Origin of the sequence: Actinomadura sp. NPDC023710, assembly GCF_040639875.1 — a bacterium.
GTDB classification, from domain to species: domain Bacteria; phylum Actinomycetota; class Actinomycetes; order Streptosporangiales; family Streptosporangiaceae; genus Spirillospora; species Spirillospora citrea.
Genome location: NZ_JBFAGB010000010.1, coordinates 92,003 through 118,405 on the forward strand (window position 1 = coordinate 92,003; position 26,403 = coordinate 118,405).

The 26,403-nt window shown below is 74.9% G+C and carries 23 protein-coding genes; 14 read left to right on the top strand and 9 right to left on the bottom strand.

Annotated features, from left to right (window positions below; all coding sequences use genetic code 11):
* Positions 1–2 precede the first annotated feature (2 nt).
* Complete coding sequence (locus tag AB0H37_RS13865) at positions 3–1,541, bottom strand: sugar ABC transporter ATP-binding protein (protein ID WP_329088799.1); 1,539 nt, start codon at positions 1,539–1,541, stop codon at positions 3–5.
* A 301-nt stretch (positions 1,542–1,842) separates the two neighbouring features.
* Here AB0H37_RS13865 and AB0H37_RS13870 point away from each other — a divergent pair, with 301 nt between their 5' ends.
* From AB0H37_RS13870 to AB0H37_RS13905, 8 genes are all read left to right on the top strand, one after another.
* Complete coding sequence (locus AB0H37_RS13870) at positions 1,843–2,925, top strand: substrate-binding domain-containing protein (RefSeq protein ID WP_329088796.1); 1,083 nt, start codon at positions 1,843–1,845, stop codon at positions 2,923–2,925.
* Positions 2,922–3,635, top strand: coding sequence for a (Fe-S)-binding protein (locus tag AB0H37_RS13875; RefSeq protein ID WP_329088795.1), 714 nt, complete (start codon positions 2,922–2,924; stop codon positions 3,633–3,635). The genes AB0H37_RS13870 and AB0H37_RS13875 overlap by 4 nt, the downstream gene beginning before the upstream one ends.
* The gene (locus AB0H37_RS13880; RefSeq protein ID WP_329088793.1) at positions 3,632–5,086 is read left to right on the top strand and encodes a LutB/LldF family L-lactate oxidation iron-sulfur protein; all 1,455 of its coding nucleotides are present in this window, start codon (positions 3,632–3,634) and stop codon (positions 5,084–5,086) included. Before AB0H37_RS13875 ends, AB0H37_RS13880 begins: the two co-directional genes overlap by 4 nt.
* The gene (locus AB0H37_RS13885) at positions 5,083–5,703 is read left to right on the top strand and encodes an LUD domain-containing protein (protein WP_329088791.1); all 621 of its coding nucleotides are present in this window, start codon (positions 5,083–5,085) and stop codon (positions 5,701–5,703) included. Before AB0H37_RS13880 ends, AB0H37_RS13885 begins: the two co-directional genes overlap by 4 nt.
* A 50-nt stretch (positions 5,704–5,753) precedes the next feature.
* Complete coding sequence (locus AB0H37_RS13890) at positions 5,754–7,187, top strand: rhamnulokinase family protein (RefSeq protein ID WP_360612801.1); 1,434 nt, start codon at positions 5,754–5,756, stop codon at positions 7,185–7,187.
* 252 nt (positions 7,188–7,439) lie between these two features.
* Positions 7,440–10,373 carry an AAA family ATPase gene (locus tag AB0H37_RS13895; protein ID WP_329088787.1) on the top strand — a complete coding sequence of 978 codons (2,934 nt, stop codon included), beginning with the start codon at positions 7,440–7,442 and terminating at the stop codon, positions 10,371–10,373.
* A gap of 134 nt (positions 10,374–10,507) precedes the next feature.
* Positions 10,508–11,602: an alpha/beta hydrolase gene (locus tag AB0H37_RS13900; RefSeq protein ID WP_360612803.1), complete on the top strand. Its 1,095-nt coding sequence runs from the start codon at positions 10,508–10,510 to the stop codon at positions 11,600–11,602.
* A 3-nt stretch (positions 11,603–11,605) separates the two neighbouring features.
* On the top strand, positions 11,606–14,053 hold the full coding sequence (locus tag AB0H37_RS13905; RefSeq protein ID WP_360612805.1) for a GMC family oxidoreductase: 2,448 nt from the start codon (positions 11,606–11,608) through the stop codon (positions 14,051–14,053).
* 131 nt (positions 14,054–14,184) lie between these two features.
* Here the strand turns inward: AB0H37_RS13905 and AB0H37_RS13910 are convergent, their stop codons facing one another.
* Entirely contained in the window at positions 14,185–14,634 is a 450-nt protein-coding gene (locus AB0H37_RS13910; RefSeq protein ID WP_329088781.1) for an SRPBCC family protein, read from the bottom strand.
* A gap of 55 nt (positions 14,635–14,689) precedes the next feature.
* Complete coding sequence (locus AB0H37_RS13915; protein ID WP_179835941.1) at positions 14,690–15,253, bottom strand: CGNR zinc finger domain-containing protein; 564 nt, start codon at positions 15,251–15,253, stop codon at positions 14,690–14,692.
* 70 nt (positions 15,254–15,323) lie between these two features.
* On the opposite strand from AB0H37_RS13915, the gene AB0H37_RS13920 reads away from it, so the two are divergent.
* A complete protein-coding gene (locus AB0H37_RS13920) occupies positions 15,324–16,100 on the top strand; it encodes a class I SAM-dependent methyltransferase (RefSeq protein ID WP_329088778.1) in 777 nt (258 codons plus the stop codon).
* Between the two features lie 18 nt (positions 16,101–16,118).
* On the opposite strand, the gene AB0H37_RS13925 is transcribed toward AB0H37_RS13920, so the two are convergent.
* Both AB0H37_RS13925 and AB0H37_RS13930 read right to left on the bottom strand, forming a co-directional pair.
* The gene (locus AB0H37_RS13925) at positions 16,119–16,544 is read right to left on the bottom strand and encodes a PPOX class F420-dependent oxidoreductase (protein ID WP_360612808.1); all 426 of its coding nucleotides are present in this window, start codon (positions 16,542–16,544) and stop codon (positions 16,119–16,121) included.
* 64 nt (positions 16,545–16,608) lie between these two features.
* Positions 16,609–17,289, bottom strand: a complete 681-nt coding sequence (locus AB0H37_RS13930; RefSeq protein ID WP_360612810.1) for a hypothetical protein — start codon at positions 17,287–17,289, stop codon at positions 16,609–16,611.
* 438 nt (positions 17,290–17,727) lie between these two features.
* On the opposite strand from AB0H37_RS13930, the gene AB0H37_RS13935 reads away from it, so the two are divergent.
* The 3 genes from AB0H37_RS13935 (at position 17,728) to AB0H37_RS13945 (ending at position 19,728) form a co-directional block, all read left to right on the top strand.
* On the top strand, positions 17,728–18,216 hold the full coding sequence (locus AB0H37_RS13935) for a sigma-70 family RNA polymerase sigma factor (protein ID WP_218826319.1): 489 nt from the start codon (positions 17,728–17,730) through the stop codon (positions 18,214–18,216).
* On the top strand, positions 18,213–18,938 hold the full coding sequence (locus AB0H37_RS13940; protein ID WP_360612812.1) for a zf-HC2 domain-containing protein: 726 nt from the start codon (positions 18,213–18,215) through the stop codon (positions 18,936–18,938). The genes AB0H37_RS13935 and AB0H37_RS13940 overlap by 4 nt, the downstream gene beginning before the upstream one ends.
* A 73-nt stretch (positions 18,939–19,011) precedes the next feature.
* Positions 19,012–19,728 carry a hypothetical protein gene (locus AB0H37_RS13945; protein WP_229810515.1) on the top strand — a complete coding sequence of 239 codons (717 nt, stop codon included), beginning with the start codon at positions 19,012–19,014 and terminating at the stop codon, positions 19,726–19,728.
* Here the strand turns inward: AB0H37_RS13945 and AB0H37_RS13950 are convergent.
* Both AB0H37_RS13950 and AB0H37_RS13955 read right to left on the bottom strand, forming a co-directional pair.
* On the bottom strand, positions 19,725–20,567 hold the full coding sequence (locus tag AB0H37_RS13950; protein ID WP_360612815.1) for an ABC transporter permease: 843 nt from the start codon (positions 20,565–20,567) through the stop codon (positions 19,725–19,727). The genes AB0H37_RS13945 and AB0H37_RS13950 overlap by 4 nt on opposite strands.
* Positions 20,564–21,520, bottom strand: a complete 957-nt coding sequence (locus AB0H37_RS13955) for an ATP-binding cassette domain-containing protein (protein WP_329088768.1) — start codon at positions 21,518–21,520, stop codon at positions 20,564–20,566. Before AB0H37_RS13955 ends, AB0H37_RS13950 begins: the two co-directional genes overlap by 4 nt.
* A gap of 93 nt (positions 21,521–21,613) precedes the next feature.
* On the opposite strand from AB0H37_RS13955, the gene AB0H37_RS13960 reads away from it, so the two are divergent.
* Positions 21,614–22,363: a TetR/AcrR family transcriptional regulator gene (locus tag AB0H37_RS13960; RefSeq protein WP_179835946.1), complete on the top strand. Its 750-nt coding sequence runs from the start codon at positions 21,614–21,616 to the stop codon at positions 22,361–22,363.
* Here the strand turns inward: AB0H37_RS13960 and hrpB are convergent.
* Positions 22,350–24,845 carry an ATP-dependent helicase HrpB gene (gene hrpB, locus AB0H37_RS13965; RefSeq protein ID WP_360612817.1) on the bottom strand — a complete coding sequence of 832 codons (2,496 nt, stop codon included), beginning with the start codon at positions 24,843–24,845 and terminating at the stop codon, positions 22,350–22,352. The genes AB0H37_RS13960 and hrpB overlap by 14 nt on opposite strands.
* A 287-nt stretch (positions 24,846–25,132) precedes the next feature.
* Here hrpB and AB0H37_RS13970 point away from each other — a divergent pair, with 287 nt between their 5' ends.
* A complete protein-coding gene (locus AB0H37_RS13970; protein ID WP_360612819.1) occupies positions 25,133–25,900 on the top strand; it encodes a nuclease-related domain-containing protein in 768 nt (255 codons plus the stop codon).
* Between the two features lie 54 nt (positions 25,901–25,954).
* On the opposite strand, the gene AB0H37_RS13975 is transcribed toward AB0H37_RS13970, so the two are convergent.
* Positions 25,955–26,362 (bottom strand): hypothetical protein, encoded by a 408-nt coding sequence (locus tag AB0H37_RS13975; protein ID WP_179838855.1) that lies wholly within the window; start codon positions 26,360–26,362, stop codon positions 25,955–25,957.
* Between the last annotated feature and the right edge of the window lie 41 nt (positions 26,363–26,403).

Sequence of the window (26,403 nt, forward strand, 5' to 3'; positions counted from 1 at the left end):
GCTCAGGCCGCCTTTCCGGTTCCGGGGCGGCCGGTCGCGGCGGCCATCACGCTCTCCTCGGTCGCGTCCGCGCGGGCGATCTCGGCGGTGAGCCGGCCCTCGTGCATGACGAGCACGCGGTCGGCCATGCCGAGCACCTCCGGCAGGTCGGAGGAGATCATCAGTACCGCCAGGTCCTGCGCGGCCAGCTCCGACAGGAGCCGGTGCACCTCGGCCTTGGTGCCGACGTCGATGCCGCGGGTCGGCTCGTCCACGATCAGCACGGCCGGCTCGGTGGCCAGCCACTTGGCGAGCACGACCTTCTGCTGGTTGCCGCCCGACAGGACGCCGACGGCGTCGCTGAGCCGGGCGTACTTCAACTGGAGGCGCAGGCCCCAGTCGGCGGCGCGGTCCCGCTCCACCTTCCGGGAGATCAGGCCCCCGCGCCCGGTCTCGCGGCGCAGCGTCCGCAGCTGGGTGAGGCCCATGTTCCGCTCGATCGACATGTCCATGACCAGGCCCTGCTGGCGGCGGTCCTCGGGGACGAGGGCCAGCCCGGCCGACATCGCGGCCGTGGGGCTGCCCGCCGGAAGCGCGCGCCCGCCGACCTCGACGGCCCCGGCGTCCCAGCGGTCCACGCCGAAGACGGCGCGGGCGACCTCGCTGCGGCCGGCGCCGACCAGCCCGGCCAGCGCGACGATCTCGCCGCGGCGGACCTCGAAGGAGACGTCGGTGAAGGCGCCCTCGCGGGTCAGCCGGCTCACCTTCAGCGCGACCTCGCCGGGCGTCACGTCCTGCTTGGGGTAGAGCGCGTCGAGATCGCGGCCGACCATCCGGCGGACGAGGTCGTCGGGGGTGATGCCGGCGACCATGTCGGTGCCGACGTAGGCGCCGTCGCGCAGCGTCGTCACCCGCCGGCACAGCTCGAAGATCTCCTCGAGCCGGTGCGAGATGAACAGCACCGCGCAGCCGTGCTCCTGGAGGTTGCGGGTGACGGCGAACAGGCGCGCGACCTCCTGGCCGGTGAGGGCCGCGGTCGGCTCGTCCATGATCAGCACCCGCGCGTCCCGGGAGATGGCCTTGGCGATCTCGACGACCTGCTGGTCGGCGATCGACAGCCCGCGGGCGGGCTGCTGCGGGTCCAGCGCGACGCCGAGCCGCTCGAACAGCCGCGCCGTCTCGGCGTGCATGGCGCGGCGGTCGATGCGGCCGAGCGCCCCGCGCGGCTGCCGGCCCATGAAGATGTTCTCGGCGACCGACAGGTCGGGGAACAGCGTGGGCTCCTGGTAGATGACCGCGACGCCGGCGGCCTGCGCGTCGGCGGGGCCGTGGAAGGCCACCGGCTCGCCGTCCACCCGCACCTCGCCCGCGTCGGGGCGGTGCACGCCTGCGAACGTTTTTACGACTGTGGACTTGCCGGCGCCGTTCTCGCCCGCAAGGGCGTGCACCTCGCCCGCGTGGAGCTCCAGGGTGACCCCCTGCAGCGCGCGGACCGCGCCGAACGACTTACTCACGTTGACCAGTGCCAATGTCGGCGGCGCCGAGCGGCCCGGTGCACCCATCGCGGCCCTCCTCGCGGGGGACGTCTGTGACGAACAGATAAAAAACGTTTTAACAGGATGTTGCGGAGGACGCTAGATGTGACCCGGAGCACCCGTCAAGAGGGGAATGTGCCGCGGTCCCCGTCCGACGCTGCGGAAAGCCCGTACGCACAAGGGTCGGCGACGTTCAGAAGTCGATCGCGGCCGGGACCGGCCGCTCGGGTTTCGCGCCCGGTTCATCCGGATCCCGGGTTGACACGTTTTAATCGAATGACCCAAAGTGAGCGGCGACACACCAGCGGACGACTCGGGGGCACACAGATTGGGCGCAGACGAGACCGGCCGCTCCGCGCCGCCGGGCCGGACGGTCGGCATCAAGCAGGTCGCGGCGCACGCCGGCGTCTCGCCGGGCACCGTGTCCAACGTGCTCAACCGGCCCGAGCGCGTCGCCGAGGCCACCCGCGTCCGCGTCGAGCAGGCGATCCGCGATCTCGGCTTCGTCCGCAACGGCTCGGCGTCCACGCTGCGCGCCGGCCACAGCAGCACGATCGGGCTGATGGTCCTCGACCTCGCCAACCCGTTCTTCACCGACGTGGCGCGCGGCGTGGAGGACATCGCGAGCGAGCGCGGCTACTCGGTGATCCTTTCCTCCTCGGGCGAGTCGGACGAGCGGGAGCGGCGCAACCTGCGGGTGTTCGCCGAGCAGCGCGTCCGGGGGGTCCTGCTGACCCCGGTCGGCGACGACGGCGAGGCCACCGACCGGCTGCGCGAGCGGGGCGTCCCGGTGGTGCTGCTCGACCACCCGACGCCGCGCGCCAACCAGTGCTCGGTCGCCGTTGACGATGTCGCGGGCGGCGAGCTCGCGGCCGCCGAGCTGCTGGATGCGGGGGCCCGGACGCTGGCGCTGGTCACCGGGCCGACGGTGCTGCGCCAGTGCGCCGACCGGCGCAAGGGCGCGCTGCGGGCGGTGCGCGCCGCCGGGCTCGGCCGCGACGCGATGCGCGAGGTCGCCGTCGGGGCGATGAACGCCCGGGCCGGGCAGGAGGCGGCCCGGCGGCTGCTGGAGGCCGGCCCGCCGCTGCCGGACGCGATCTTCTGCGCGAACGACCTGCTCGCGCTCGGCGTGCTGCGCGTCCTGCTGCAGGCCGGGATCAAGGTGCCGGATGACGTCGCGCTGATCGGGTACGACGACATCGAGTTCTCGGCCGCGGCCGCCGTCCCGCTCAGCTCGGTGCGGCAGCCCACCTACCAGCTCGGCCGGATCGCGACCGAGCTGCTGCTGGAGGAGTGCGACGAGACGGGCGGGCACGCCCACCAGCAGGTGATGTTCCAGCCCGAGCTGGTCGTCCGCGAGTCCAGCCGCTCCGCGTTGGGCGGCCCCGCCCTCGGGAGGCACGCACTGTGAGAGTTGCGCTGTTCCTCACCTGCGTCAACGACACGCTGTTTCCGGGGACGGGCAAGGCGGTGGTGCGGCTGCTGCGGCGCCTCGGCCACGACGTCGAGTTCCCCGAGTCGCAGACCTGCTGCGGGCAGATGCACCTCAACACCGGCTACCGGCGGCAGGCACTGCCCCTGGTGAAGGGGTTCGCGGAGACGTTCGAGCCCTACGACGCGGTCGTGACGCCGTCCGCGTCCTGCGGGGCGATGATCCGCGACTGGCACCCCCGGCTCGCGCCGCGCGCCGCCGGGGTCGCCTCCCGCGTGTACGAGCTGACGGAGTTCCTGGTGGACGTCCTCGGCGTCACCGACGTCGGCGCCTACTACCCGCACCGCGTCACCTACCACCCGACGTGCCACTCGCTGCGGATGCTGCACGTCGGCGACCGCCCGCTGCGGTTGTTGCGCGAGGTCCGCGGCATCGACCTGGTCGAGCTCCCGGACGCGGCCGAGTGCTGCGGGTTCGGCGGGACGTTCGCGCTGAAGAACGCCGAGGTGTCGGCCGCGATGTGCGCGGACAAGGTCACCGCCGTCCGGTCGACCGGGGCCGAGACGCTGTGCGCGGCGGACAACTCCTGCCTGATGCACATCGGCGGCGCCCTCACCCGCACCCGCGCCGGGGTGCGGACCGTCCACCTGGCCGAGATCCTCGCCTCGACGGAGGAGGAGCCCGCATGACCTCGCCCGCGATGCCGACCTATCTCGGAATGCCGTCGTTCCCGGACGCCGCGCGCCGCGCGGTGGCGGACCCGCGGCTGCGCGGGAACCTCGCGCACGCCACCACCACGATCCGGGGGCGCCGCGCCGCCGCGGTGGCCGAGCTGGACGACTGGCCCGCGCTCCGCGAGGCGGGCAAGCAGATCAAGGACCACGTCCTGGCGAACCTCGGCCACTACCTGCGGCTGCTGGAGGAGAAGGTCACCGAGGCCGGCGGGACGGTGCACTGGGCCCGCGACGCGGCCGAGGCGAACCGGATCGTCGCGGACCTGGTGAAGGCGACCGGGGAGACCGAGGTCGTCAAGGTCAAGTCGATGGCGACGCAGGAGATCGGCCTCAACGAGTTCCTCGCCGAGGAGGGGATCACCGCCTACGAGACCGACCTGGCGGAGCTGATCGTCCAGCTCGGGGACGACCGGCCGTCGCACATCCTCGTCCCGGCCATCCACCGCAACCGCTCCGACATCCGCGACATCTTCCTGCGCGCGATGGAGGACGCGCCGGAGGGGCTGACCGACGCGCCCGCCGAGCTGGCCGAGGCGGCCCGGCGGCACCTGCGCGCCAAGTTCCTGTCGGCGAAGGTCGGGGTGTCGGGCGTGAACTTCGCCGTGGCCGACACCGGCACGCTCGTCGTGCTGGAGTCGGAGGGCAACGGCCGGATGTGCCTGACGCTCCCCGAGACGCTCATCTCGGTGATGGGCGTGGAGAAGATCGTGCCGAGCTGGCGGGACCTGGAGGTGTTCCTTCAGCTGCTGCCCCGCTCGTCCACCGCCGAGCGGATGAACCCCTACACCTCGGCCTGGACGGGCGTGTCCCCCGGCGACGGCCCGCGCGACTTCCACCTCGTCCTGCTGGACAACGGCCGCACCGCCACCCTGGCCGACGAGGTGGGCCGGCAGGCGCTGCGCTGCATCCGCTGCTCGGCGTGCCTGAACGTGTGCCCGGTCTACCAGCGCGCGGGCGGCCACGCCTACGGCTCGCCCTACCCCGGCCCGATCGGCGCGATCCTGTCCCCGCAGATCAGGGGCATCGGGTCGGAGGTGGACGCGTCGCTGCCGTACGCGTCGACGCTGTGCGGGGCCTGCTTCGAGGCGTGCCCGGTCGCCATCGACATCCCGGAGGTGCTCGTGCACCTGCGGGCCCGCGCCGTGGAGAAGGGGCCCCGCCATCCGCTGGAGCGGGTGGCGATGACGGCGGCCGGGTGGACGCTGCGCTCCCCCACCCGGCTCGCGCTCGCGCAGCGCGCCGCGTCCGCGAGCCGCCGCGTCGTGGCGCGCGGCGGCCGGATCCGGCGGCTGCCCGGGCCGCTGGGCGCCTGGACCGAGACGCGGGACGCGCCCGCGCCGCCGCCCGAGTCGTTCCGCGCCTGGTGGGCCCGGACCGGCGGCGGGCACGAGGAGGGGGAACGGTGAACGCGCGCGAGGAGATCCTGCGCCGGATCGAGCGGGCCGCGCCCGCCCGCCCCGCCGCCGAGGTCGCGGCCTCCTACGACCGGATCGACCGCGGCTACCTGCGCCGCCACCACGAGGACGCGATCCTCGACCTGTTCGCGGAACGGGTCGCCGACTACCGCGCGACCGTCCTGCGCGCCGCCGCGTCCGAGGTCGCCTCGACCGTCGCCGAACGGCTCGCGGCCCGTCCCGGCACCTACGGCATCCCCTCCGGCCTCCCAGAGGAGTGGACGTCCGCGACCGGCGCGGCGCTCGTGCGCGACCCGTCGGTCGCCTCCCTCGACGGTCTCGCCGGGGCGGTCACCGCCTGCGCGGCCGCGGTCGCGGAGACGGGCACGATCGTGCTGGACCACGGCGCCGCCCAGGGGCCGCGCGCCCTGTCGCTCGTGCCCGACTACCACCTGATCGTCGTCCACGCCGGCCAGGTCGCCGCCGATGTGCCGGAGGCGCTCGAACGACTCGATCCGCGGCGCCCGCTGACGTTCGTGTCGGGCCCGTCCGCGACCAGCGACATCGAGCTGTCGCGTGTGGAGGGCGTGCACGGGCCCAGGACTCTGGAGGTGCTGATCCTCACATGAGCGGAGCGAACCGGGGGGCGTGGGGGGTCGCCCCCCCACAAGGACACAGCATGAGCGGAGCGATGTTCGCGGCCGTCGATCTCGGGGCGTCCAGCGGGCGGGTGATGGCCGGGCGCGTCGGGCCGGGCACCCTCGCCCTGGAGGAGATCCGCCGCTTCCCCAACCGTCCCGTCCGGGTCAACGGCACCCTGCACTGGGACATCCTCGGCCTCTACGGCAACGTCCTGGACGGGCTGCGCTCCACCCCGCGCGGCCTGTCCTCGGTCGGCATCGACTCCTGGGCGGTCGACTACGGGCTGCTGGACGCAGGCGGCGCCCTGCTCGGCAACCCCGTCCACTACCGCGACGCCCGCACCGACGGCGTGATGGACCGGGTCCGCGCCGAGCTGGGCGAGGACGTCCTCTACCAGTCCTCGGGCCTGCAGTTCCTCCCGTTCAACACGATCTACCAGCTCGCGGCCGACGACCTCTCCCGGGCCGCGACGCTCCTGCTGATCCCCGACCTGCTGGCCTACTGGCTCACCGGGGAGATCGGCGCCGAGCGCACCAACGCCTCCACCACCGGGCTGCTGGACGTCCGCGGCGGCACCTGGTCGGCGGACCTCGTCGCCCGGCTGGGCCTTCCCGCGCGGATCTTCCCGCCGCTGCACGACCCCGGCGCGGACATCGGGACGCTCCGCGCGGACGTGGGGGCCGAGACCGGCCACGGCGCCCTGCGCGTCACGGCCGTCGGCTCGCACGACACGGCCTCCGCCGTCGCCGCCGTTCCCGCCGCCACGGACCGCTTCGCCTACATCTCCTGCGGTACGTGGTCGCTGGTCGGCGTGGAACTCGACGCCCCCGTGCTGACCGAGGAGAGCCGCAAGGCCAACTTCACCAACGAGGGCGGCGTCGACGGGACCGTCCGCTACCTGCGCAACGTGATGGGCCTGTGGCTTCTCCAGGAGTCCCTGCGGACCTGGGGCGAGGCGGACCTGCCGGCCCTGCTCGCCGCGGCCGCGGAAGTGCCCGGCCTGCGCTGCCTCATCGACCCCGACGACCCCGAGTTCCTGCCGCCCGGCGACATGCCGGCCCGCATCGCCGCGCACTGCCGCCGCCGGGGGCTGCCCGAGCCGTCCACCCGCGCCGAGACCGTGCGCTGCATCCTCGACAGCCTCGCCCTCGCGCACCGTGCCACGCTCCGCCAGGCGGCGCGCCTGTCGGGACGGGAGATCGACGTCGTCCACCTGGTGGGCGGCGGCAGCCGCAACGACCTGCTGTGCCGGCTGACCGCCGACGCCAGCGGGCTGCCGGTGGTGGCCGGGCCCGTCGAGGCGACCGCCCTCGGCAACGTCCTGGCGCAGGCCCGCGCGCACGGCGCCGTCGCGGACCTGGCCGAGTCCCGCGCCCTGGTCGCCGCCACGCAGGACCTCCGCCGCTACACCCCGTCGGGCGACGAGGCTCGCTGGAGCGAGGCCGCACGGCGGATCGGCCTGGACGGCTGACCCGGCGGCGGGATGTCACGGTCGCGGGACGGTTTACCCTCCCAAGGTTGACATGGGACCCGCCAGGGCCGTTCATAGCTATGTACATACGGTCCAGAGGACGCCGTCGCGGGTGGGCTAGGCGCAGGCAGGGTGTGTTGTTCCGCCTTATTGACGTTCCACCCGATAAGGTAAATCCCGCTCGTTCAGAGGTACCACAACAAGAAGCATGGTCACGGCGTATCGGCCGCCTGTCGCTGTTGGGGTGTGGACATGGAGGGTCGTGCGGCCCACGCCGCCGGGAGTCCCGGCAACGCGCCGCTGGTGGGGCGCCGGGACGCGCTGCAGCGGATCGACCGCGCTCTCGACGCGGTCGAGGGCGGCTACGGCCTCGTCGCGCTGGTCGGCGAGCCCGGTGCCGGCAAGACGCGGCTGCTGAACGAGCTCGCCGACGGCGCGATCTCCCGCAAGCTGCCGTTCGTCGCGGGGCGCGCGGCGGAGTTCGAGCAGGAGATGCCGTTCGGCGCCGTGGTCGACGCGCTCGACGACCGCCTCGAAGAGCACGCCCTCGAACTGCCGCCGGCGGCGCTGCGCCTGCTCGGCACCGTGTTCCCCGCGCTCGCCGACCTGTCCGGCGACCCGCCCGCCGCCTCGCCCGAGTCGCGGGTGGCGCGCTACCAGCTGCACCGCACCGTCCGGCACCTGCTGGAGGCGCTGGCCGAGCCGTCCGGGCTGGTGCTGATCCTGGACGACCTGCACTGGGCCGACGACGCGACGATCGAGCTGCTGGACCATCTGGTCCGGCATCCGCCGCGGGCCCGGGTGCTGCTGGCGGTCGCCTACCGTCCCGCGCAGGCGTCGCCGCGGCTGGCGGCGCTGGTGGACGCGGCGGGCCCGCAGGGCGCGCGGGTGACGGTCGATCCGCTCACCCAGAGCGAGGTCCGCGAGTTCCTCGGCCCGGACGTCGGACGCGCGCGGTGCGAGGCGCTGTTCAAGGCCAGCGGCGGCAACCCGTTCTACCTGGAGGCGCTGGCCAGGATGGCGGGCGGGACCGCGCCCGCGGCCGGTACCGGCCTGGACCGGCACTGGGAGAAGGGCGTCGCGAACCTGACCGAGGTGCCGGCGGCGGTGCGGGCGGCGCTGCAGGTCGAACTGAGCGCGCTGCCGCCGCAGGCGCTGCTGCTGGCGCAGGCGGCGGCGGTGGCCGCGGACGTGTTCGAGCCCGCGCTCGCGTCGGTCGCGGCGGAGATGGAGCAGAACGCCGCGCTCACCGCCCTGGACGTGCTGACCGGCCACGACGTGGTGCGTCCCGCGCCGGGCGGCCGGTTCCGGTTCCGGCATCCCCTGGTGCGGCACGTCGCCTACGCCTCGACGGCGGCGGGCTGGCGGATCGCCGCGCACTCGCGGGTGTCGGAGCGGCTCGCCGAGCTGGGCGCCCCGGCGGCCGTGCGCGCCCACCACGTGGTGCGGTCGGCGCGTTTCGGCGACGCCGAGGCGATCCGGACGCTGGTGGAGGCCGCCCGTGCCGTCGCGCAGCAGGCGCCCGCCACCGCCGCGTACTGGTTGCAGGCCGCGCTGGACCTGATGCCCGGCGCCGCCGGCGACGCCTATCCCGGCCGGGTGGAGCTGCTGGTCGAGCTGGCCCAGGTGCAGGCCGTCAGCGGCCACGCCGAGGAGGGCCGCGAGACCGCCCGCACGCTGCTGGGGCTGCTGCCCCCGGACGACACCGTCCGCCGCGCCCGCACCGTGCACATGTGCGCGATCATGGAGCGGCAGCTCGGCCGGATCCACGAGGCCCGCGCGCTGGTCCTGGACGAGCTGCGCCGCAGCACCGACCGGCAGACCCCCGAGGCGGTGCTGCTGCGGATCCGGCTCGTCGCCGACCGGATCCAGCGGATCGACACCCGCGGCTCGCACGCCATCCTGGAGACCATCCCGGACAGCGCCCCCGGGTGGGGCCTCGGCCTGACGGCGGCGGTCGCGGCGATGCGCCCGATGGTCGCCTACGGGCGCGGCGAGGTCGCGGAGGCGATCGCCCACGCCCAGACCGCCGACCGGCTGTTCTCCACGGCGTCCGACAACGACTTCGCCGACTGCCTGGACTGCTTCGCCTGGCTGGTGTTCGCCGAGTCGTTCCTCGGCATGTACGACGAGGCGCTGCGGCACGCCGAGCGGCTGGTGTCGATCACCCGCACGACCGGGCAGACGTTCGTGCTCGGCTACATGCTGGCCGGGCAGTCGCGCGTCCTGGCCCAGCTGGGGCGGCTGGAGGAGGCCGCCGCCGTCGCCGACGAGGCCACCGCCGTCGGGCGCGACCTGCGCTCGCAGGAGGTGCTGGCCTACGGGCTGATCCAGCAGTGCCTGATCGCGTCCTGGACGGGCGACCACGAGCGGGCGCTGCGGGCCGGGGACGAGGCCGTCGCCAACGACACCGGGTCGGGCGAGTGGTGGACGCACATGGCGCACGTCGCCCGCTCCGTCGCGGTGATCAACGAGGGCCGGCTGGAGGAGGGCGCCACCGCGCTGATCGCCGCCTGCGGCGACGGCACCTCCGGCCTGGACTTCAGCACGCTGGTGATCTGCGCGGAGGCGCTGGCGGCGGTCCGCGCCGCGCAGCTGGACTCCGCCGACGCCGCGAACTGGGCCGACATCGCCGAAGCGATCGCCGACCCGCTGCTGACCGGCGACGCCGGCCTGGCCCGGCTGACCCGCGCGCACGCGCTCCGTCCCGCCGACCCCGCCGGGTCCGCGGCGCTGGCGGCGGAGGCCGCCGACCTGCTCGCCAAGGCGGGACGGCGGCCCGAGGCCGGCCGCGCGGAACTGGCCGCCGGGCTCGCGCACGCCGCCGCCGGCGACCGCGCCCGGGCCCGGGACCGGCTGCGGGCCGCCGCGGAGGTCTTCGAGTCGTGCGGGATGAAGGGGCTGCTGGCGCAGGTCGTCCGCGAGCAGCGCCGGCTCGGCGTCCGGGTGCCCTCCCCCGGGACCCCCGCCAGGGGCGCCAAAGGCAGGAAGGACCTGCCGTTCGGGCTCTCCCCGCGCGAGCACGAGATCGCGCTGCTGGTCGCCGAGGGCAACAGCAACCAGCAGATCGCCGAGCGGCTGTACCTCAGCGTCCGGACGGTCGAGACCCACCTCTCCCGCGTCTTCGGCAAGATCGGCGTGTCCTCCCGGGTCGGCGTCGCGACCGCGATGAACCGTTCCGAGTAGATCCGACTCTTACTTCACGTACGTCCCGTACGTCGGGCGGGCGAGCCCGCACCCGTAAGTACGGGTTCTCCACGATGCCGCGCCGATATCCGCGTTTGGCAGGGTTGGACCGTCAGGAAGCGGAGGAGATGGACATGGAGCAGCAGCGGATCGCGCGCTTCACGCACGCGGGCGTCGCGGACGCCGAGGTGTCCGTGCACCCCTTCGCGACCGGTGACGGCCTCGGCCTGAACCTGACCCGGTTCCGCCGGAACGACTGCGACGACGTCGTCCTCCTCGTGCACGGGCTGACCACGTCCAGCGACATGTACATCATGCCGGAGCACACCAACCTGGTGAACCACCTGCACGACGCCGGGTTCGGCGACGTGTGGGCGGTCGACCTGCGGATCAGCGGCCGGTTCCCCTACAACTCCGAGGCCACGCGCCACGATCTGGACGCCATCGCGCTCCACGACCACCCGGCGATGCTCGCCGAGCTGCGGCGCCACATCGGGGACCGGCGGGTCCACGTGATCTCCCACTGCGTGGGCGCGATCTCGTTCTCGATGGCGCTGTTCGCCGCCACCGTCACCGGCGTCACCAGCCTGGTCTGCAACAGCGTCTCGCTCACCCCGCGCACCCCGCGCTGGTCGAAGATCAAGCTCGGGTACGGGCCGGCCCTCATGGAGTACGTCCTCGGGCCCTGCCATCTGGACCCCCGGTACGCGAACGCTCCGCTGCTGACGCGCGGCTGGATGCTCGCCAAGGCCGTCGCGCCGTTCCACCGCGAGTGCGGCGAGCCCGCCTGCCACATGCTCAGCTTCATGTGGGGCGGCGGGAAACCGATCTTCACGCACGCCAAGATGGCGCCGGTCACGCACGGCCGGCTGCCCGACCTGTTCGGGGCCTGCAACGTCAACTACTACCGGCACCTCCACGCGATGGTGAAGGCCGGCCGCGCGGTGAAGCGCCACCCGCGCGATCCCCGCTCCGCCGCGCTGCCGGACGACTACCTCTCGCGCGCCGCCTCGGTCACGACGCCGATCCTGTTCCTCACCGGAGACCGCAACCACGTGTTCACCGATTCCAACATCGTCTGCCACCGCACCCTGGAGAAGATCACTCCCGGGCTGCACGAGCTGGCGGTCCTGCCCGGCTACGGCCACCAGGACCCGTTCATGGGCGCCGCCTCCGACACCGAGGTGTTCCCGCAGGTCGTGGACTTCCTCAAGCGGAAGGCGGGCTGAGCGATGACCGGAGGCAGCGGCGCGGCCGAGCACGCCGACGCGGTCGTGATCGGATCCGGATTCGGCGGATCCGTCACCGCCTACCGGCTGGCGGAGGCCGGGCAGCGGGTCGTCCTGCTGGAGCGCGGGCAGCCGTACCCGCCCGGCAGCTTCCCGCGCTCCCCCGCCGAGATGGGCCGGGCGTTCTGGGACCCGGCCGCCGGCCTGTACGGGATGTACGACGTGTGGGGGTTCAAGGGCTGCGACTCCGTCGTGTCCGCCGGCCTCGGCGGCGGTTCCCTGATCTACGCGAACGTGCTGCTGCGCAAGGACGAGCGCTGGTTCGTGCACGACCGGCCGGTGCCCGGCGGGGGGCACCAGCCATGGCCGGTCTCGCGCGACGACCTGGACCCGCACTACGACGCCGTCGAGCGGATGATGGGCGCGACGCCGTACCCGCTGGACCAGGTCCCCTACGACGACACCCCGAAGACCCACGCGATGCAGGACGCGGCGGCCGAACTCGGCCTGCACAGCACGCTGCCGCCGCTCGCGGTCAGCTTCGCCTCCGAGCCGGGCGGCGCGCCCGGGGTGAGCCTGCCGATCGCCGACCCCGCGTACGGCAACCTGCACGGCGCCCCCCGCCGGACGTGCAAGCTGTGCGGCGAGTGCGACATCGGCTGCAACGAGGGCTCCAAGAACAGCCTCGACCACAACTACCTGTCGGCGGCGGCGCACCACGGCGCCGACATCCGCACCTCCCACGAGGTGAAGGCGATCCGGCCCCGGCGGGGCGGCGGATACGAGGTCGACTACGTCCACCACACGGACCTGACCGCCAGGAAGCGCCGCCCGCCGATCCGGACGATCACCTGCGACCGGCTGGTGCTGGGCGCCGGCACGTACGGCACCACGTACCTGCTGCTGAAGTCGCGGAAGGCGTTCCCCGGGCTGAGCTCGGCCCTCGGCACCCGGTTCTGCGGCAACGGCGACCTGCTGACGTTCCTGCTGCGGGCCAAGGACCGCAACCGGGTCCGCCCGCTGAACGCCAGCCGCGGACCGGTGATCACCACGGCGATCCGGCTGCCGGACGACCTGGACGGCGTGCCCGGCGCGGGCCCCGGCGCCTACATCCAGGACGGCGGCTACCCCGGGTTCACCGACTGGATCGTGAACGGCTTCGACGTCCGCGGCGAGTTCGAGCGCGCGGTGGAGTTCCTGTGGGGCCGCTTCACCGAGTTCTTCAAGGACGCGCCGGACACCAACCTGTCCAAGGAGCTCTCGGACCTGATCGGCGACGGGGCGCTGACGGTCAGCTCGCTGCCGCTGCTCGGCATGGGCCGCGAGACCGCCGACGGGCGGCTGCACCTCAAGGACGGCCGGCTCGCCGCCGACTGGAACGCCCGGACGAGCGAGGAGCTGTTCAACCGCGTCCGCAAGACGATGCAGGGGATCGCGGACGTGCTCGGCGCCGACTACGCCGACAACCCGATGTGGTTCCGCAAGCGCATCATCACCGTCCATCCGCTGGGCGGCGCCCCCATGGGCGACCACCCGGGCGAAGGCGTCTGCGACGCCTTCGGCGAGGTGTTCGGGTTCCCGGGCCTCTACATCGCCGACGGGGCGGCGATGCCCGGCCCGGTGGGCCCGAACCCCTCGCTCACCATCGCCGCGCAGGCCGATCGGCTGGCCACGCGGCTGCTGGAGAAGACGTCCGCCCGCCGGGGGGCGGGGGGACCGACCGCCCCGCCTGCCACGGGGGCCGAGCCGGCCGGGGGAGCCGGCTCGCCAGGCGGGGCGGGGAACGGCTCGACGTACGGCCCGGCATCGGGGAGCCACGGCGGGACACGGGGACCGTCCACCGTGGTCGCGGGCCGTACGTCGCTGTCGTTCACCGAGGAGATGAAGGGGTTCGTCACCTACGGCGAGACCGACACGCGGATCGGCGAGCTGGCCGAGGGGCGCCGGCCCCTGTCGTTCCGCCTGACGATCACCGCGGCGGACACCGACCGCTTCCTGGCCGAGCCGGACCACGAGGCGACGGCCGCCGGATGGGTCGACGCGACCGGGCACGGGGGGCGTCGCCCGGTCGAGCGGGGCGCGTTCAACCTGTTCGTCGCGGAGGCGCCCGAGGACAGGCGGCTGATGAAGTACCGGCTGTTCTACACCGACGGGGAGGGGCGGCGGCGCACGCTGAGCGGGCACAAGAACGTCCTGCACGGGCCGCCGACGCGGATCTGGCCGGACACCTCCACCCTCTACGTGCGGCTGCTGGACGGGCACGTCGCCGAGGACGAGGAGGACGGCGCGCAGGTCGTCGCGGCGGGCGTGCTGCACATCCAGCTGACCGACTTCGCGCGGCAGCTGACGACCTTCCGCACGACGGGGCCCGACGGGGCGGGCAAGCTGCTCGACTTCGGCAGGTTCTTCGCCGGGGAGCTGTGGGAGGTCTACGGTCCCGACCCCGCCTGAGGGGTCCATGGTCGTGCAGGCCGAGGGAACTGCGGGGTGCTCTCGGCCTGCACCTTTTCGCCGGAGGCCGTGCGGGGGGTCGCACGGTCTCCGGCTCAGACCTTCCGCCGGGGGCCGGAGGCCCCGCCGGGTCAGATGCCCTCGGCCCTGCGGGCGGGGCAGTCCGGCGGGCAGTGCTCGACGTGGGCGGGCAGCCAACGGGTGAAGGCCCTCAGCATCTGCCGGAGCGCGAAGCCGACGACCGGTCCGGTGCCGGGGATCAGCGGCTCGAACGTCGCCTCCCAGCGCAGGAACGTGCCGGCGTCCCGTCGCTCCAGCCGGACGTCCGACCGGTAACCGCGCACGGGCAGGCCCGCCAGCGCGACGTACCCGAAATGCTCGTAGGGCTCGTAGGCGACGGTCCGCTCACTGGCCGGCCAGATCTTCTTGACCGTCCCGACGCCGTAGGGGGCGGTGTCGCCCGCGCGCGTCCGCCGCGCCGGGGTGGGGAACCTGCCCCAGGCGCCCCACGCCTCGGGGACGGCCAGGTGCCGGAAGAGGTCCTCGGGCGAGGCGGCGGTGGTGGCGGTGGCCTGGATCATCGCCACACGCTACAGCCACGCCGACGGCAGCGGCAGGCCCGGTTTCGGGGCCCCGTCAGGACGACTGCGCGCGGGCGCGGAACGCCGCGGCCTTGACGCGGTTCTGGCAGGCGGTGGAGCAGAAGCGGCGCGTGCCGTTGCGGGAGGTGTCGACGTAGACGCGATCGCAGTGCGGCGCGGTGCAGACCCCGAGGCGGTCGTGCAGCTCGCTGCCGATGACGATGGCGAGGCCGGTGGCGCACGGGCCGGCCCAGTCGTTCTCGTCGGAGCCGTGGTAGTGGACGTGCCACGGGTGCCCGTCGTGGCGTTCCAGGCGGGGCCGGGCCTCGGTCTTCTCCAGGAGCCGGTTGACCTGCTCGGCGGCGCCGTCGACGTCGCCGGCGGCGACGGCGTCGAACACGGCGCGCAGCTCGCGCGCGACGGCGGCGAGCGCGGGCAGCTCGGCCTCGGTGGCGCGCGATCCGCGGCCGACGCGCCGGAGGACGTCGGTGACGGCGGCGGCGAGTGCGGGCGGCGGGGGCGGGGTGTAGGCGCGGCCGCGCCGCTCCCCCGGGGTCAGCTCGTTGACCAGGCCGGCGGCCGCCTGCACCACCGCATCGGTATGACTGTTGAACTCCACTTGACCAGTTACGCCTTCCGGGTTCACACTGTGACTGTCCAAAGCTTATACGACAGTCACAGGAGAGATCATGACCATGCTCAGCCACGAGGTCGCGAGCGCGTGGACCGCCCGCTGGGACGTCCAGCAGGAGGGCTACATCCCCGACCGCGAGGAGCGGTTCACCGCCCTCCTCGACGCGCTGGAGGCCGCGACCGGACGGCCCGACCCGCTCGTCCTCGACCTCGGCTGCGGGCCGGGGTCGCTCGCCGGCCGGATCCTGGACCGCCTCCCCGGCGCGACCGTGGTCGCGGTCGACGCCGACCCGCTGCTGCTGTCGCTCGGCCGCGCCGTGCACGCCGGCCGGCCGGGCCTGACCTTCGCCGAGCTGGACCTGCGCGAGCCCGGCTGGGCGGCCCGGCTTCGGCTGGACCGGCAGGCCGACGCCGCCGTCAGCACCACGGCCCTGCACTGGCTGTCGGCCGGGCGGCTGCGCGTCGCCTACGGCGAGCTCGCGCGGGTGCTGCGGCCCCGCGGGCTGTTCCTCAACGGCGACAACCTGGGGGTGGACGACCGGACGCCGGGCCTCGCGGCCCTCGACGTCGCCCTGCGCGAGCGCGAGCAGGCACGCCGGTTCGCCGGTGATCGTCCCGAGGGGTGGGACCAGTGGTGGGAGGCGATCGCCGCCGACCCTGACCTGGCCGAGCTGCGGGCGGTGGCCCGCGACGAGACGACCGGCCACCACGGGTCGGAGTCGGAGCTGCTGTCCACCCACGTCGCGGCGCTCCGCGAGGCGGGGTTCGAGGAGACCGGGACGCTCTGGCAGCGCGGCGACAACCGCCTCCTGGCCGCCCTGCTGGGGGCCTAGCCCGCGCCCCGCCCGCCGTCAGCGCGCCTGTCCGTAGAGGTGCTCGACGTGCAGGCGGACGACGAGGCGCCCGTCCTCGACCATGACGCGGCGGTACTCGTCCCAGTCGGGGTGCTCGCCGCTGATGTCGCGGTAGACCGCGACGAGCTCCTCGACGGCGGCGTCGCCCGGATCGGCGGCGACCGCCGAGAGCTCGGCGGTCCCCTCGGCGACCGCCCACGACCAGCCGTCCGGCGAGCCGACGTGCAGGCTCGCGCGCGGGTCGCGGGCCAGGTTGCGGGCCTTGGCCCGGTCGCTGGTGATCGAGATCCGGACGAGCCCGCGCCCCTCGTCGAAGTGGTAGTTGATCGTGGACAGCTGGGGCCGCCCGTCGCGCTTGAGGGTGGCCAGCACTCCGATGTCGCGCCCTGCCAGGAGTTTCACCAGCGCCGTGTCGTCCGCCATGTCCGCCTCCATCGGTCGTCGGCCTTACCGGCGTCAACCGCGGGGCGCGCCGATCGCTTCCCCGTCAGCCGAGGGCGAGGGCCGGGAAGTCGAGGACCCGGGCGGTCGGGGCTCCCGGCCCGCCCGCGTCCTCGCCCGCGTCCTCGCCCGCGTCCTCGCCGACGGCGCGGCCGGTGAGGATGTGGCCGCGGAACACCGCGCCCTTCGCCACGACCCTGACGGCGCGGAAGCCGCGCGGCGGCAGGGCGCAGAACCCGGTCCGCACGACGTCGTCGAACAGCGAGTCCGACACGACGTAGGCCAGGTCGCGGTCCGCGTCGTCGGCCAGCTGGCGGCGCAGCGGTGCCGCGTCCAGCAGCCGCTGGACGACGATGGGCGCGTCGCCCGCGGGGCCGAACGGCCCGGCCGTGAGCGTGCCGTGGTGCAGCGAGAGCCGGACGCGCAGCCGGAAGCGGCCGGCGTCCCGGTTGACCTCGCGCAGCGCCTCGTCGAGGAGGATGACGAAGTCGCCGGCCACCGTCGCCGGGTCGACGCCCTCCGGCAGCGTGGCGAGCTCGCCGTCCCCGCCGACCTGCTTGTCCCAGCCGTCGCGGTCGAGGCCGACGCCGCGGGCGGCGCCGTCGAGCGCGTCCGACAGCAGCCGCTGCGCGCGCAGCTGCTCGCGCGTGTCGCGCCTGCTGTACCCCTGGATGTCCACCGCCAGCAGCAGGCGGTAGCTGAGCTGTACTTCCCCGTTCTCCTTCACCGTTCCGATCCCCGCCCTCGGTTTCTGTGGGCAAATGGGCCCTATGCCCGCATTCGCTCCAATGCGTGGAGTGAGTGTTGCCCGGCGAAGGTTCCGATGCGCGGGTCGGAGTCGTCGCCTCCCGTTCGCCCCTGAGACGCACCTCGATGATCCCTGGGCCCGAGCGGTAAGGAGAAGGTGGCGAACAAGTAAGGAGCAATGCGGAAAATCCCCCACGAAACGGTCTCGGTTGAACCGCGCGGCGCAGGGGTCCCGTACTGCCTCCCAACGTGACACCCACGGTCACCGCGTCGCCCCGCACCCCTCGCACCCCGCCGGAGACCCCCGATGGCCCACAGATCACCGGCCGCCGCGCCGGCCACCCGCGAACGCCCTCCCGGACCGTGGAGCTGGTTCCGCGGCCCGCGGCCCGCCGGCGGCGTGGACGACCAGGTGATCGTGAACGAGCTGTACCGCGTGTACGGCCGCCCGCTGCTGTCGTTCGTCCTGCGCCTGACCGGCGGCGACCGGCACTGGGCCGAGGACGTCGTCCAGGAGACGATGATCCGCGCCTGGCGCAGCGCGCACCAGCTCGACGAGAACGCGACCTCGCTGCTGCCCTGGCTGGCGACCGTCGCCCGCCGGATCGTCATCGACGACCAGCGCCGCAAGAACGCACGGCCGCAGGAGGCGGGCGAGGGCCCGCTGGAGAACATGCGCGTGCCCGACGGGTTGGAGGATCTGCTGCGCTCCGTCGTCGTGTCCGAAGCCCTCCTCGCCCTGTCTCCGGCCCACCGCGAGGTCCTCAACGAGACCTTCTTCCGGGACCGCTCGGTGAACGAGGCCGCCAAGCATCTCGGCATCCCCGTGGGCACCGTGAAGTCCCGGGTCTACTACGCGCTCCGGGCACTCCGCGTCGCCCTGGAGGAGAGGGGCGTGACGCCATGAGAGCGCCGGACATGCCGCACGTCGACGTCGGCGCCTACTCCCTCGGCCTGCTGGAGGAGCCCGACCGCCGCGCCTTCGAGGCGCACCTGGCGTCGTGCTTCTCCTGCCACGAGGAGCTCGGCGCGCTGAGCGGGCTCGCCCAGACCCTGGACGGCATCGGCCCGATCTCCGATCCGGTGGAGGCGATGCCCGCGCCGCCCGATCCGGCGGCGGTCACCGACCTGATCCGGCACCGGATCCGCCGGGAGCGGCGGCACCGGACCGCGCGGGCGCTGGCCGCGGCCGCCGCGGGGGTCGTGCTGCTCGGCGGGGCGCTCGGCACCGGGTACACGCTGGGGGCCGACCGCGGCCCCGCCGCCTCCGCGCCGGACGGCGGGACCGCCCAGCTGCTGCGCGACGGCCGGGCGATGTCGGCGGCCGACGCCGGCACCGGCGTCACCGGGACGGTCGCGATGCAGCAGAAGGCGTGGGGCAGCCGGATCGCGCTGCGGCTCAGCAAGGTCGACGGGCCGCTCACGTGCGAACTGGTCGCCGTGGACAAGCGGGGCAAGGCGCACACCGTCGTCGGCTGGTCCGTCCCCGACAAGGGCTACGGCCTGCCGGGGTCGCCGCAGCCCCAGCTGGCCCTGCAGGGCGGCACGGCGCTGCGGCCGCAGGAGATCAGCCGGTTCGAGGTCCGCACGATCGGCGAGGGCCGCACGCTGCTGACCGTCCCGGCGTAGGCCCGGCGGCCCGGGGCGCACGGCTCCGGGAGGGACGGCCGGGCCGCCCTCCCGTGTCTCATAGGCTGAGGTGGTGAGTGCGACCCGACCGTCCGCCGGCCCCGAGCTGATGCTGCCGGGGCTCGGCGAGGTGTACGCGGCCTACGTCCGGGAGGCCGACGCCCTGCCCGCGCAGCCCGGCCCGCTGCAGGCCGAGATGTGGACGTCCGCGCAGCTCGGCGGCTTGGAGGCCGCGGCCCCGCACGCCGCCGCGCGGCGCGCCGCGCTCGGCGACCTGATCGGCTGCCTGCACGCGGCGGCCACCCCGGGCGCGCGGGCCTTCCTGCGGGCGCTCGCCGCGATCGGCCCGGCCGAGGGGCGCGCGGCCGCGGCCCGCGCCGCCGACCGCCTCGCCGGCGTCCCGGCGGCGCCCTGGGAGGAGTCGCTCGGGCGGGTCGTCCCCGGCCAGGCGTGGCTGATCCAGGAGGGGCCGCTGGACGGCGACCGCCTGGTCTGCGAGTTCCGCTACGAGGGCGCCGGCACCGCCGGGATGCACGCCCTCGCCGTCCGGCTCTCCTACCGCGACGCCCCCGCCGAGATCGTGGTCGTCGGGGACGTCCCGGCGCTGATGGCGGCGGCGCGGCAGGCGATGCAGGCCGAGCTGTGCGTCGTCCAGCCCTACGACGCGGCGGCCGTGGGCGCGCGGCTCCGCGCCGCGCTCGGCACCGAGCGCGGCGGCACGGCGTCCCTGCCCGAGGCGTGCTACCCGGCGCTGGCGCTGGCCCGGCACCGGGCCTCCCTCCTGCCCTAGCGGCCGAGGGCGCGGTAGCGGCGGACCGACAGCGGGAGGAACACCGCCGCGATCGCCAGCGGCCACACCACCGCCATCAGCACGCTGTGCTGCGCCGCCCACGACCCGCCGGCGGCCGGCTCGCCGAACAGCTCCCGGCACGCCGTCACGGTCGCCGACATGGGGTTCCATTCGGCGATCGCGCCCAGCCAGCCCGGCATCGTGCTCGGCGCCACCAGGGCGCTGGAAAGGAACCCGATGGGCCAGACCAGGACCTGGACGGCCGCGACCGACTCCGGTCCCTTGGCGACCAGGCCGAGGTAGACGCCGAGCCAGACCAGCGAGAACCGCAGCAGCAGGAGCAGCCCGAGCCCCGCGAGGGCCTTGCCCGCGCCGTCGTGGGCGCGCCAGCCGATCAGCACCCCGCAGGCCGCCATCACGGCCAGCGCGACGACCGAGTGGAGCATGTCGGCCGTGGCCCGGCCCACGACGACGGCGGACGAGGCCATCGGCATCGACCGGAACCGGTCGGTCACCCCCTTGCTCGCGTCGCTCGCGATCGCGGCGAACGTCGTCTCGACCCCGAACGCCATCGTCAGCGCGAACATGCCGGGGACGATGAACGCCCGGTAGCCGCCGCCCCCGCCGGGGACGTCCATCTGGCCGCCGAACAGGTAGCCCATCATCAGCACGACCATCACCGGGAACAGCAGCCCGACGGCGACCTCGCCCGGCTTGCGCGCCCAGTGGGCGAGAGCGCGCGAGGTCAGGACCCACCCGTCGGCCACGGCCCACCGCGCCGCCTGAACGCTCACGCGTCCGCCCCGCGGGGGGACGGCCCCCCAGTTCGCTTCGCTCATCGGGGCACTTCCTCCTTCTCCGTGAGGTGCAGGAACACCTCGTCCAGCGTGGGGCGGCGAAGGCCGATGTCGGCGACGGCGACGCCCGCCTCGTCCAGGGCCCGGACGGCCTCGGTCAGCGCGGCCGCCCGCCCCGACACCGGCGCCCCGACCCGCAGGGCCTCGGCGTCGACGTCCACCTCGCCGGTCGCGACCCGGCCGACGACCTCGGCGACGGCGGCGAGCGCCCCGGGGTCGTCCACGACGACCTCGACGCGGTCGCCGCCGAGCCGCGCCTTGAGGGCGTCGGGAGTGCCCTCGGCGATGACGCGGCCGTGGTCGATCACCGAGACGCCGGAGGCGAGCCGGTCGGCCTCCTCCAGGTACTGGGTGGTGAGCAGGACGGTCGTGCCGCCGCCCACCAGGTCGCGGATCGCGTCCCACACCTCGCCCCGGCTGCGCGGGTCCAGGCCGGTGGTCGGCTCGTCCAGGAACAGCACGGGCGGCGCGAGGATCATCGAGGCGGCCAGGTCGAGGCGCCTCCGCATGCCCCCGGAGTACTCCCCGGCGGGCCTGGTCGCGGCGTCGGTGAGGCGGAACCGCTCCAGCAGTTCGTCCGCCCGCCGCCGCGCGTGCCGGGCCCCGAGGTGGTGCAGGCGGCCGAACATGACGAGGTTCTGCCGCCCGCCGAGCACCTCGTCGACCGCGGCGTGCTGCCCGACGAGCCCGATGCGGCGCCGCACCTCGACCGCGTCGCGGACCACGTCGCGCCCGGCGACGCGGGCGCTGCCGCCGTCCGGGCGGGCCAGCGTGGTCAGGATCCGGACGGCGGTGGTCTTGCCCGCGCCGTTCGGGCCGAGCAGGCCGTGCACGGTCCCCGCGGGGACGCGCAGGTCCAGCCCGGCGAGGGCCTCGGTGCCGCCGTAGCGCTTGCGCAGCCCCTCGGCGACGACCGCGAACCGTGGTTCCGTCACCCGTCCTCCAAAACTATGTACGCAGTACGGATTTACCATCGCGGCCAATATAACGTACGCAGTACAGAGTTTCATCCCTGAGAGGATCGGCCGGTGACCGAGTACAGCGGGGCGGGCGACCCCAAGCGCACCCTGGAGCTGCTGTGGGACGTCCGGGAGCGCCCCCGGCGCGGGCCCAAGCCGCGGCTGACCGCGGAGGAGATCGTCCGGGCGGCGATCCGGCTGGCCGACGCCGAGGGCCTGGACGGGCTGTCGATCCGGCGCATCGCCGAGGAGCTGGGCGTCTCCCCCATGTCGATCTACACCTACGTGCCGGGCAAGGCGGAGCTGATCGACGTCATGGTCGACCGCGCGTTCGGCGAGCTGACGCCGCCCGGGCACGACTCCTGGCGGGCCCGCCTGGAGCACATCGCCCGCGACGACTGGGCGCTGTTCCACCGGCACCCGTGGCTGCTGCAGATCACCATGGCGCGGCCGCCGCTCGGCCCGAACACGTGCGCCAGGTTCGAGTTCGAACTGCGCGCCGTGGACGGCCTCGGCCTCAGCGACCTGGAGATGGACTCGGTCGTCGCGCTCGTGACCGGCTTCGCCGAGAGCGCCGCCCGCGTGTCGGTCAACGCCGCCGAGGCCGAGCGCCGCAGCGGGATGACCGACGAGCAGTGGTGGGAGGCGAGCGCCCCCCTCCTGGAAAAGCTGGTGACCGAGGACGACTACCCGCTCGGGACCCGCGTCGGCGCCGCGGTCGGGTACGAGTACAGCGCCGCCATCGCGCCCGGACGCGCCTTCGAGTTCGGCCTCGCGCGCGTCCTGGACGGCATCGACATGCTGATCAGCTCCCGCTAGCCCGCTTGGTCCGCTTCGTCGCCACGGCGCCCGCCGGGTCCTCCGGCCACGGGTGCCGGGGGTACCGGCCGCGCAGCTCGGCCCGGACCGCGCGGTACCCCTCGCGCCAGAACGAGGCCAGGTCCGCGGTGACCGCCGCCGGGCGTCCCGCGGGCGACAGCAGGTGCACGACCAGGGGCACCCGCCCGCCGGCGAGCCGCGGCGCCGCGTCCCACCCGAACAGCTCCTGCAGCTTCACCGCGAGGACGGGCCGCTCCCCCGAGTAGTCGACCCGGATCCGCGACCCGGACGGGACCTCGACCCGTTCGGGCGCGTACTCCTCCAGCCGCTTCGCCAGGTCCCACGGCAGCAGCCCGCGCAGCAGGCCCGCGACGTCCACCTTCGCCAGGTCGGCCCGCCGCCGCGCGCCGGACAGCCACTCCGGCGCCCGCTCCAGCAGCGCCGCGTCGTCGACCGCGGGCCAGGGCTCCCCGAGGGCTCCGCGCAGGAACGCCAGCCGCTCCCGCAGCGCGACGGCCGCCGGGGTCCAGCGCAGCAGCCCGAGGCCCTCCGCGCGGACCCCGTCCAGCAGGGCGGCGCGCACCAGCCCGGGATCGGGTTCCCGCAGCGGCCGCGCCTCCAGCTCGATCGCGCCGAGGCGCTCGACGCGGCGCGCCACCACCTCGCCGTCGCGCCACACGACCTCCTCGACGGTCTCGACCAGCGGCGCCGCGGCGGACCGCGCGATCTCCTCGTCGATCACCACGGCCTGCCGCACCCGCGCCGACGCCGCCCCGGCGGGACGGTCGGCCGCCGCGACCGCGAGCCAGCCGGGCCGCGCCGCGGCCAGCGCCGACCCCTCCGCCGGCTCGGCCCCCGTCCCCGACGCCATCAGGTAGCCGCTCCCCCGCCGCGCCCGCGCCACCCGCTCCGGGAACGCCAGCGCCACCACGGTCCCCGCCACGTGGTCGTCGCCGAGCCCGGCCGGGCTCGCGCCCCCCGGGGCGAGCGACCTCTGGAGGCGGGCCGCCTCGTCGCGCCAGCGCGCGGTGTGCGGGTCGGCGGGCCGGTTCCGGCCGCGCAGGGCCCGCCAGACGGCGGTGAGGTCGTCGCCCGCCGAGCGGGGCGGCGGCTCGGAGAGCAGGGCGACGACCTGCGCGGCGTCGCGGGCGCCGACCCGCCGGGCGCCGTCCAGGAGGGCGCGGGCGAGGCGGGGGTGCAGGCCGACGCGGGCCAGGCGGCGGCCGCGGTCGGTGGCGCGGCCGTCCCGCAGGGCGCCGAGGGCGTGCAGGGTGGAGCGGGCGGCCTCCATCGCGGCGGCCGGGGGCGGGTCGGGCAGGGCGAGGCCGGTCGCGCCGGGATCGCCCCAGCAGGCCGCCTGGAGGGCGAAGCCGGTGAGGTCGGCCAGCTCGATCTCGGGGCGGGGGCGGGTGGGGAGCCGGTCGTGCTCGGCCTGCGTCCAGCACCGGTAGACGGCGCCGGGGGCCTCGCGTCCGGCGCGCCCGGCGCGCTGGTCGGCGGTGGCGCGGGACGCGCGGACGGTCGTGAGCGAGCCGAGGCCGCGGGCGTGGTCGGTGCGCGGCTCGCGGGCGAGGCCGCTGTCCACGACCGCGCGGACGCCGGGGACGGTGAGGCTCGACTCGGCCACCGAGGTGGCGAGGACGATCCGGCGGCGGGAGGCGGGCGCGAGCACCTCGTCCTGCACGCGCCCCGGCGCCTGGCCGTGGATCTGCAGGATCTCGGCGGGCGCGCCGGACAGCAGCCCGGCGACGCGGGCGATCTCGCCGACCCCCGGCAGGAAGCACAGGACGTCGCCGTCGCGTTCGGCCAGCGCCCGGCGGGCGGTCGCGGCGACGTGCGCGAGGAACCCCGGGTCGACGCGCATGCCGTGCGGCGGCGGGACGGGGCGCGGCGGCGGCGCCCAGACCGTCTCGACCGGGTGGAGCGCCGCCGCGGTCTCCACCACCGGGGCGCCGCCGAGCAGGCGCGACCACGGGCCGGTGTCGGCGGTGGCGGACGCGGCGACCAGGCGCAGGTCGGGGCGCAGCGCGGCGCGGACGTCGAGCAGGAACGCCAGCGCGGTGTCGGCGTCCAGGTGCCGCTCGTGGCACTCGTCCAGGATGACCGTGCCGACGCCGTCGAGCTCGGGGTCGGACTGGAGTCGCTGGAGGACCACGCCCGTGGTGACGACCTCGACGCGGGCGCCGGGGCGGGTCTCGCCGCGGACGGTGACGCCGACCCGGCCGCCGACGCGTTCGCCGAGGAGCCAGGCCATGCGGCGGGCGGCGGCGCGGGCGGCGAGGCGGCGGGGCTCCAGGACCAGAACCTTGCCGGGCGCGGGCGGCGCGTCGAGGGCGAGCCCGGCGAGGGCGAGGGGGACCAGGGTGGTCTTACCCGTGCCGGGGGGCGCCGCCAGCACCGCCGCGCCGTGCTCGTCCAAGGCCGCGCGCAGGGCGGGGACGGCGTGGCGGACGGGGAGGCCTTCGGCGGCGCTGAGGTGCATCGTCCCAGTGTGCCGCGCCGCCCGTACCACCGGGCAATCAATTGCAATGAAAAGGGATTTGAATGTTGCGGTGATAGTTGCACCGCGCCTTTCAGCCAATCTCCGGCGGCTCTTCTCCGAAGTTCCCACGAATCGTTGCACCAATCATGCGCGAACGGGCAGGTGAGCAATGCCCCAGGCCCAAGAAGTGGCGCGGGAGTTTGATTTAAGTCACCTCGCAAAGTGTGGCGGGAATGCCGGAGCGTCCCCATACTGGTGGCGTCGCCGCAGGTGCTGGGAGGACGGACATGTTCGGCAGCTCCATCTACCTCAGGGACCGCCCCGCTTTCACGGGCGGCTCGCCGCAGGCGGTGTACGAGGAACTCTGGCAGCGGGGCCGAAAAGGGCGATTGCGGACACGCGCCTTTCTGGCGGCGGCGACGCTCGTGCTGTGCGGGCTGCTCGTCAACGCCGTTTTCGGAGTCGTGATGGCCGTTGTGGTGGCGGCCGCGGACACGCTCGTCCATTGGCGCATTTACAGCGCGTCGCGGGTGTGGCGGCTCGGGCTGCGCGGCGAGCAGCGCATGAACCGCTTCCTCCGCTACACGCTGGAGCGGCGCGGGCACCGCGTGCTGCACGCCCGGACGGTCCCCGAGCACGGGATCGCCGACGCACTGGTGGTCGGGCCCGGCGGCGTGTGGCTCGTGCACAACGAGGCGTGGTCGCCCGGGGCCGAGGTGTCCCAGCACGGCGGCCGTCTGTTCATCGACGGCCGGACGCAGTCCAAACTCGTCGCCGGGCTGACCGCGCGGGCCGAGGCCGCCGCCGCGGCGATCTCCCGCGCCGCCGGGACGCCGGTGACGGTGACGCCGGTGCTGGCCGTGCACGGCGGCAAGCTCGCCCGCACGCCGTTCACCGCCGACGGCATCGTGTTCGCGCCGCCGCTGAAGCTGATCCGCTGGATGCGCCGCAACCCGACCGCCGACCGCTCCGCCGAGGAGATCGAGGCGATCACGCGGGCCGCCGTGCGCGCCCTCCCCGTCGGATCCCACGGCTCGGCCCATGCCGCGGTGTGACCCGCCCCCTCGCAGGAGGACGGCATGACCGACAGACACCTGTGGCCGGAGGGCTCACACGCCGCCGCTCACAGGGCGCCCACCGCCCGCGGGGGTTCCGCCACCTCTGCGGGCGGTGCGGCGCAGCCACAGCAGGCCCACCACGGGCAGGACCAGGGGCACGAACCCGTAGCCGCGTCCGTACACGGACCAGACGGTCTCGTCGGGGAACGCGGCGCGGTCGGCGATGCTGAGCGTGCCCACGGCGAGCACGCCCGCCAGCTCCGTCGCGCAGGCGGCGACTGCGATCCGGAACGAGGTCCGGCCGCCCCGGGCCAGGGCCACCGTCGCCAGGACGTAGACGGCGGCGGCGAACGCCGACAGCAGGTAGGCGACGGGCGCGTCGGAGAAGCGGGTGGCGATCTGCACGCCCGCCCGCGCGCCGGCCGCGAGCGCGAAGATCGCGTAGACGGCGACCAGCAGCCGTCCCGGCCCGCCGGCGGTGGCGCCGGGGCGGGCACCGT

What these genes read in the sequence shown, in the direction of transcription:
- AB0H37_RS13925 (WP_360612808.1), bottom strand. Translation starts at nt 16,544, where the DNA reads ATGGCGGACGACACGGCGCTGGTGAAACTCCTGGCAGGGCGCGACATC.
- AB0H37_RS13950 (WP_360612815.1), bottom strand. Translation starts at nt 20,567, where the DNA reads ATGAGCGAAGCGAACTGGGGGGCCGTCCCCCCGCGGGGCGGACGCGTG.
- AB0H37_RS13920 (WP_329088778.1), top strand. Translation starts at nt 15,324, where the DNA reads ATGACCATGCTCAGCCACGAGGTCGCGAGCGCGTGGACCGCCCGCTGG.
- AB0H37_RS13910 (WP_329088781.1), bottom strand. Translation starts at nt 14,634, where the DNA reads ATGATCCAGGCCACCGCCACCACCGCCGCCTCGCCCGAGGACCTCTTC.
- AB0H37_RS13880 (WP_329088793.1), top strand. Translation starts at nt 3,632, where the DNA reads ATGACCTCGCCCGCGATGCCGACCTATCTCGGAATGCCGTCGTTCCCG.
- AB0H37_RS13900 (WP_360612803.1), top strand. Translation starts at nt 10,508, where the DNA reads ATGGAGCAGCAGCGGATCGCGCGCTTCACGCACGCGGGCGTCGCGGAC.
- AB0H37_RS13865 (WP_329088799.1), bottom strand. Translation starts at nt 1,541, where the DNA reads ATGGGTGCACCGGGCCGCTCGGCGCCGCCGACATTGGCACTGGTCAAC.
- AB0H37_RS13895 (WP_329088787.1), top strand. Translation starts at nt 7,440, where the DNA reads ATGGAGGGTCGTGCGGCCCACGCCGCCGGGAGTCCCGGCAACGCGCCG.
- AB0H37_RS13940 (WP_360612812.1), top strand. Translation starts at nt 18,213, where the DNA reads ATGAGAGCGCCGGACATGCCGCACGTCGACGTCGGCGCCTACTCCCTC.
- AB0H37_RS13970 (WP_360612819.1), top strand. Translation starts at nt 25,133, where the DNA reads ATGTTCGGCAGCTCCATCTACCTCAGGGACCGCCCCGCTTTCACGGGC.
- hrpB (WP_360612817.1), bottom strand. Translation starts at nt 24,845, where the DNA reads ATGCACCTCAGCGCCGCCGAAGGCCTCCCCGTCCGCCACGCCGTCCCC.
- AB0H37_RS13890 (WP_360612801.1), top strand. Translation starts at nt 5,754, where the DNA reads ATGAGCGGAGCGATGTTCGCGGCCGTCGATCTCGGGGCGTCCAGCGGG.
- AB0H37_RS13905 (WP_360612805.1), top strand. Translation starts at nt 11,606, where the DNA reads ATGACCGGAGGCAGCGGCGCGGCCGAGCACGCCGACGCGGTCGTGATC.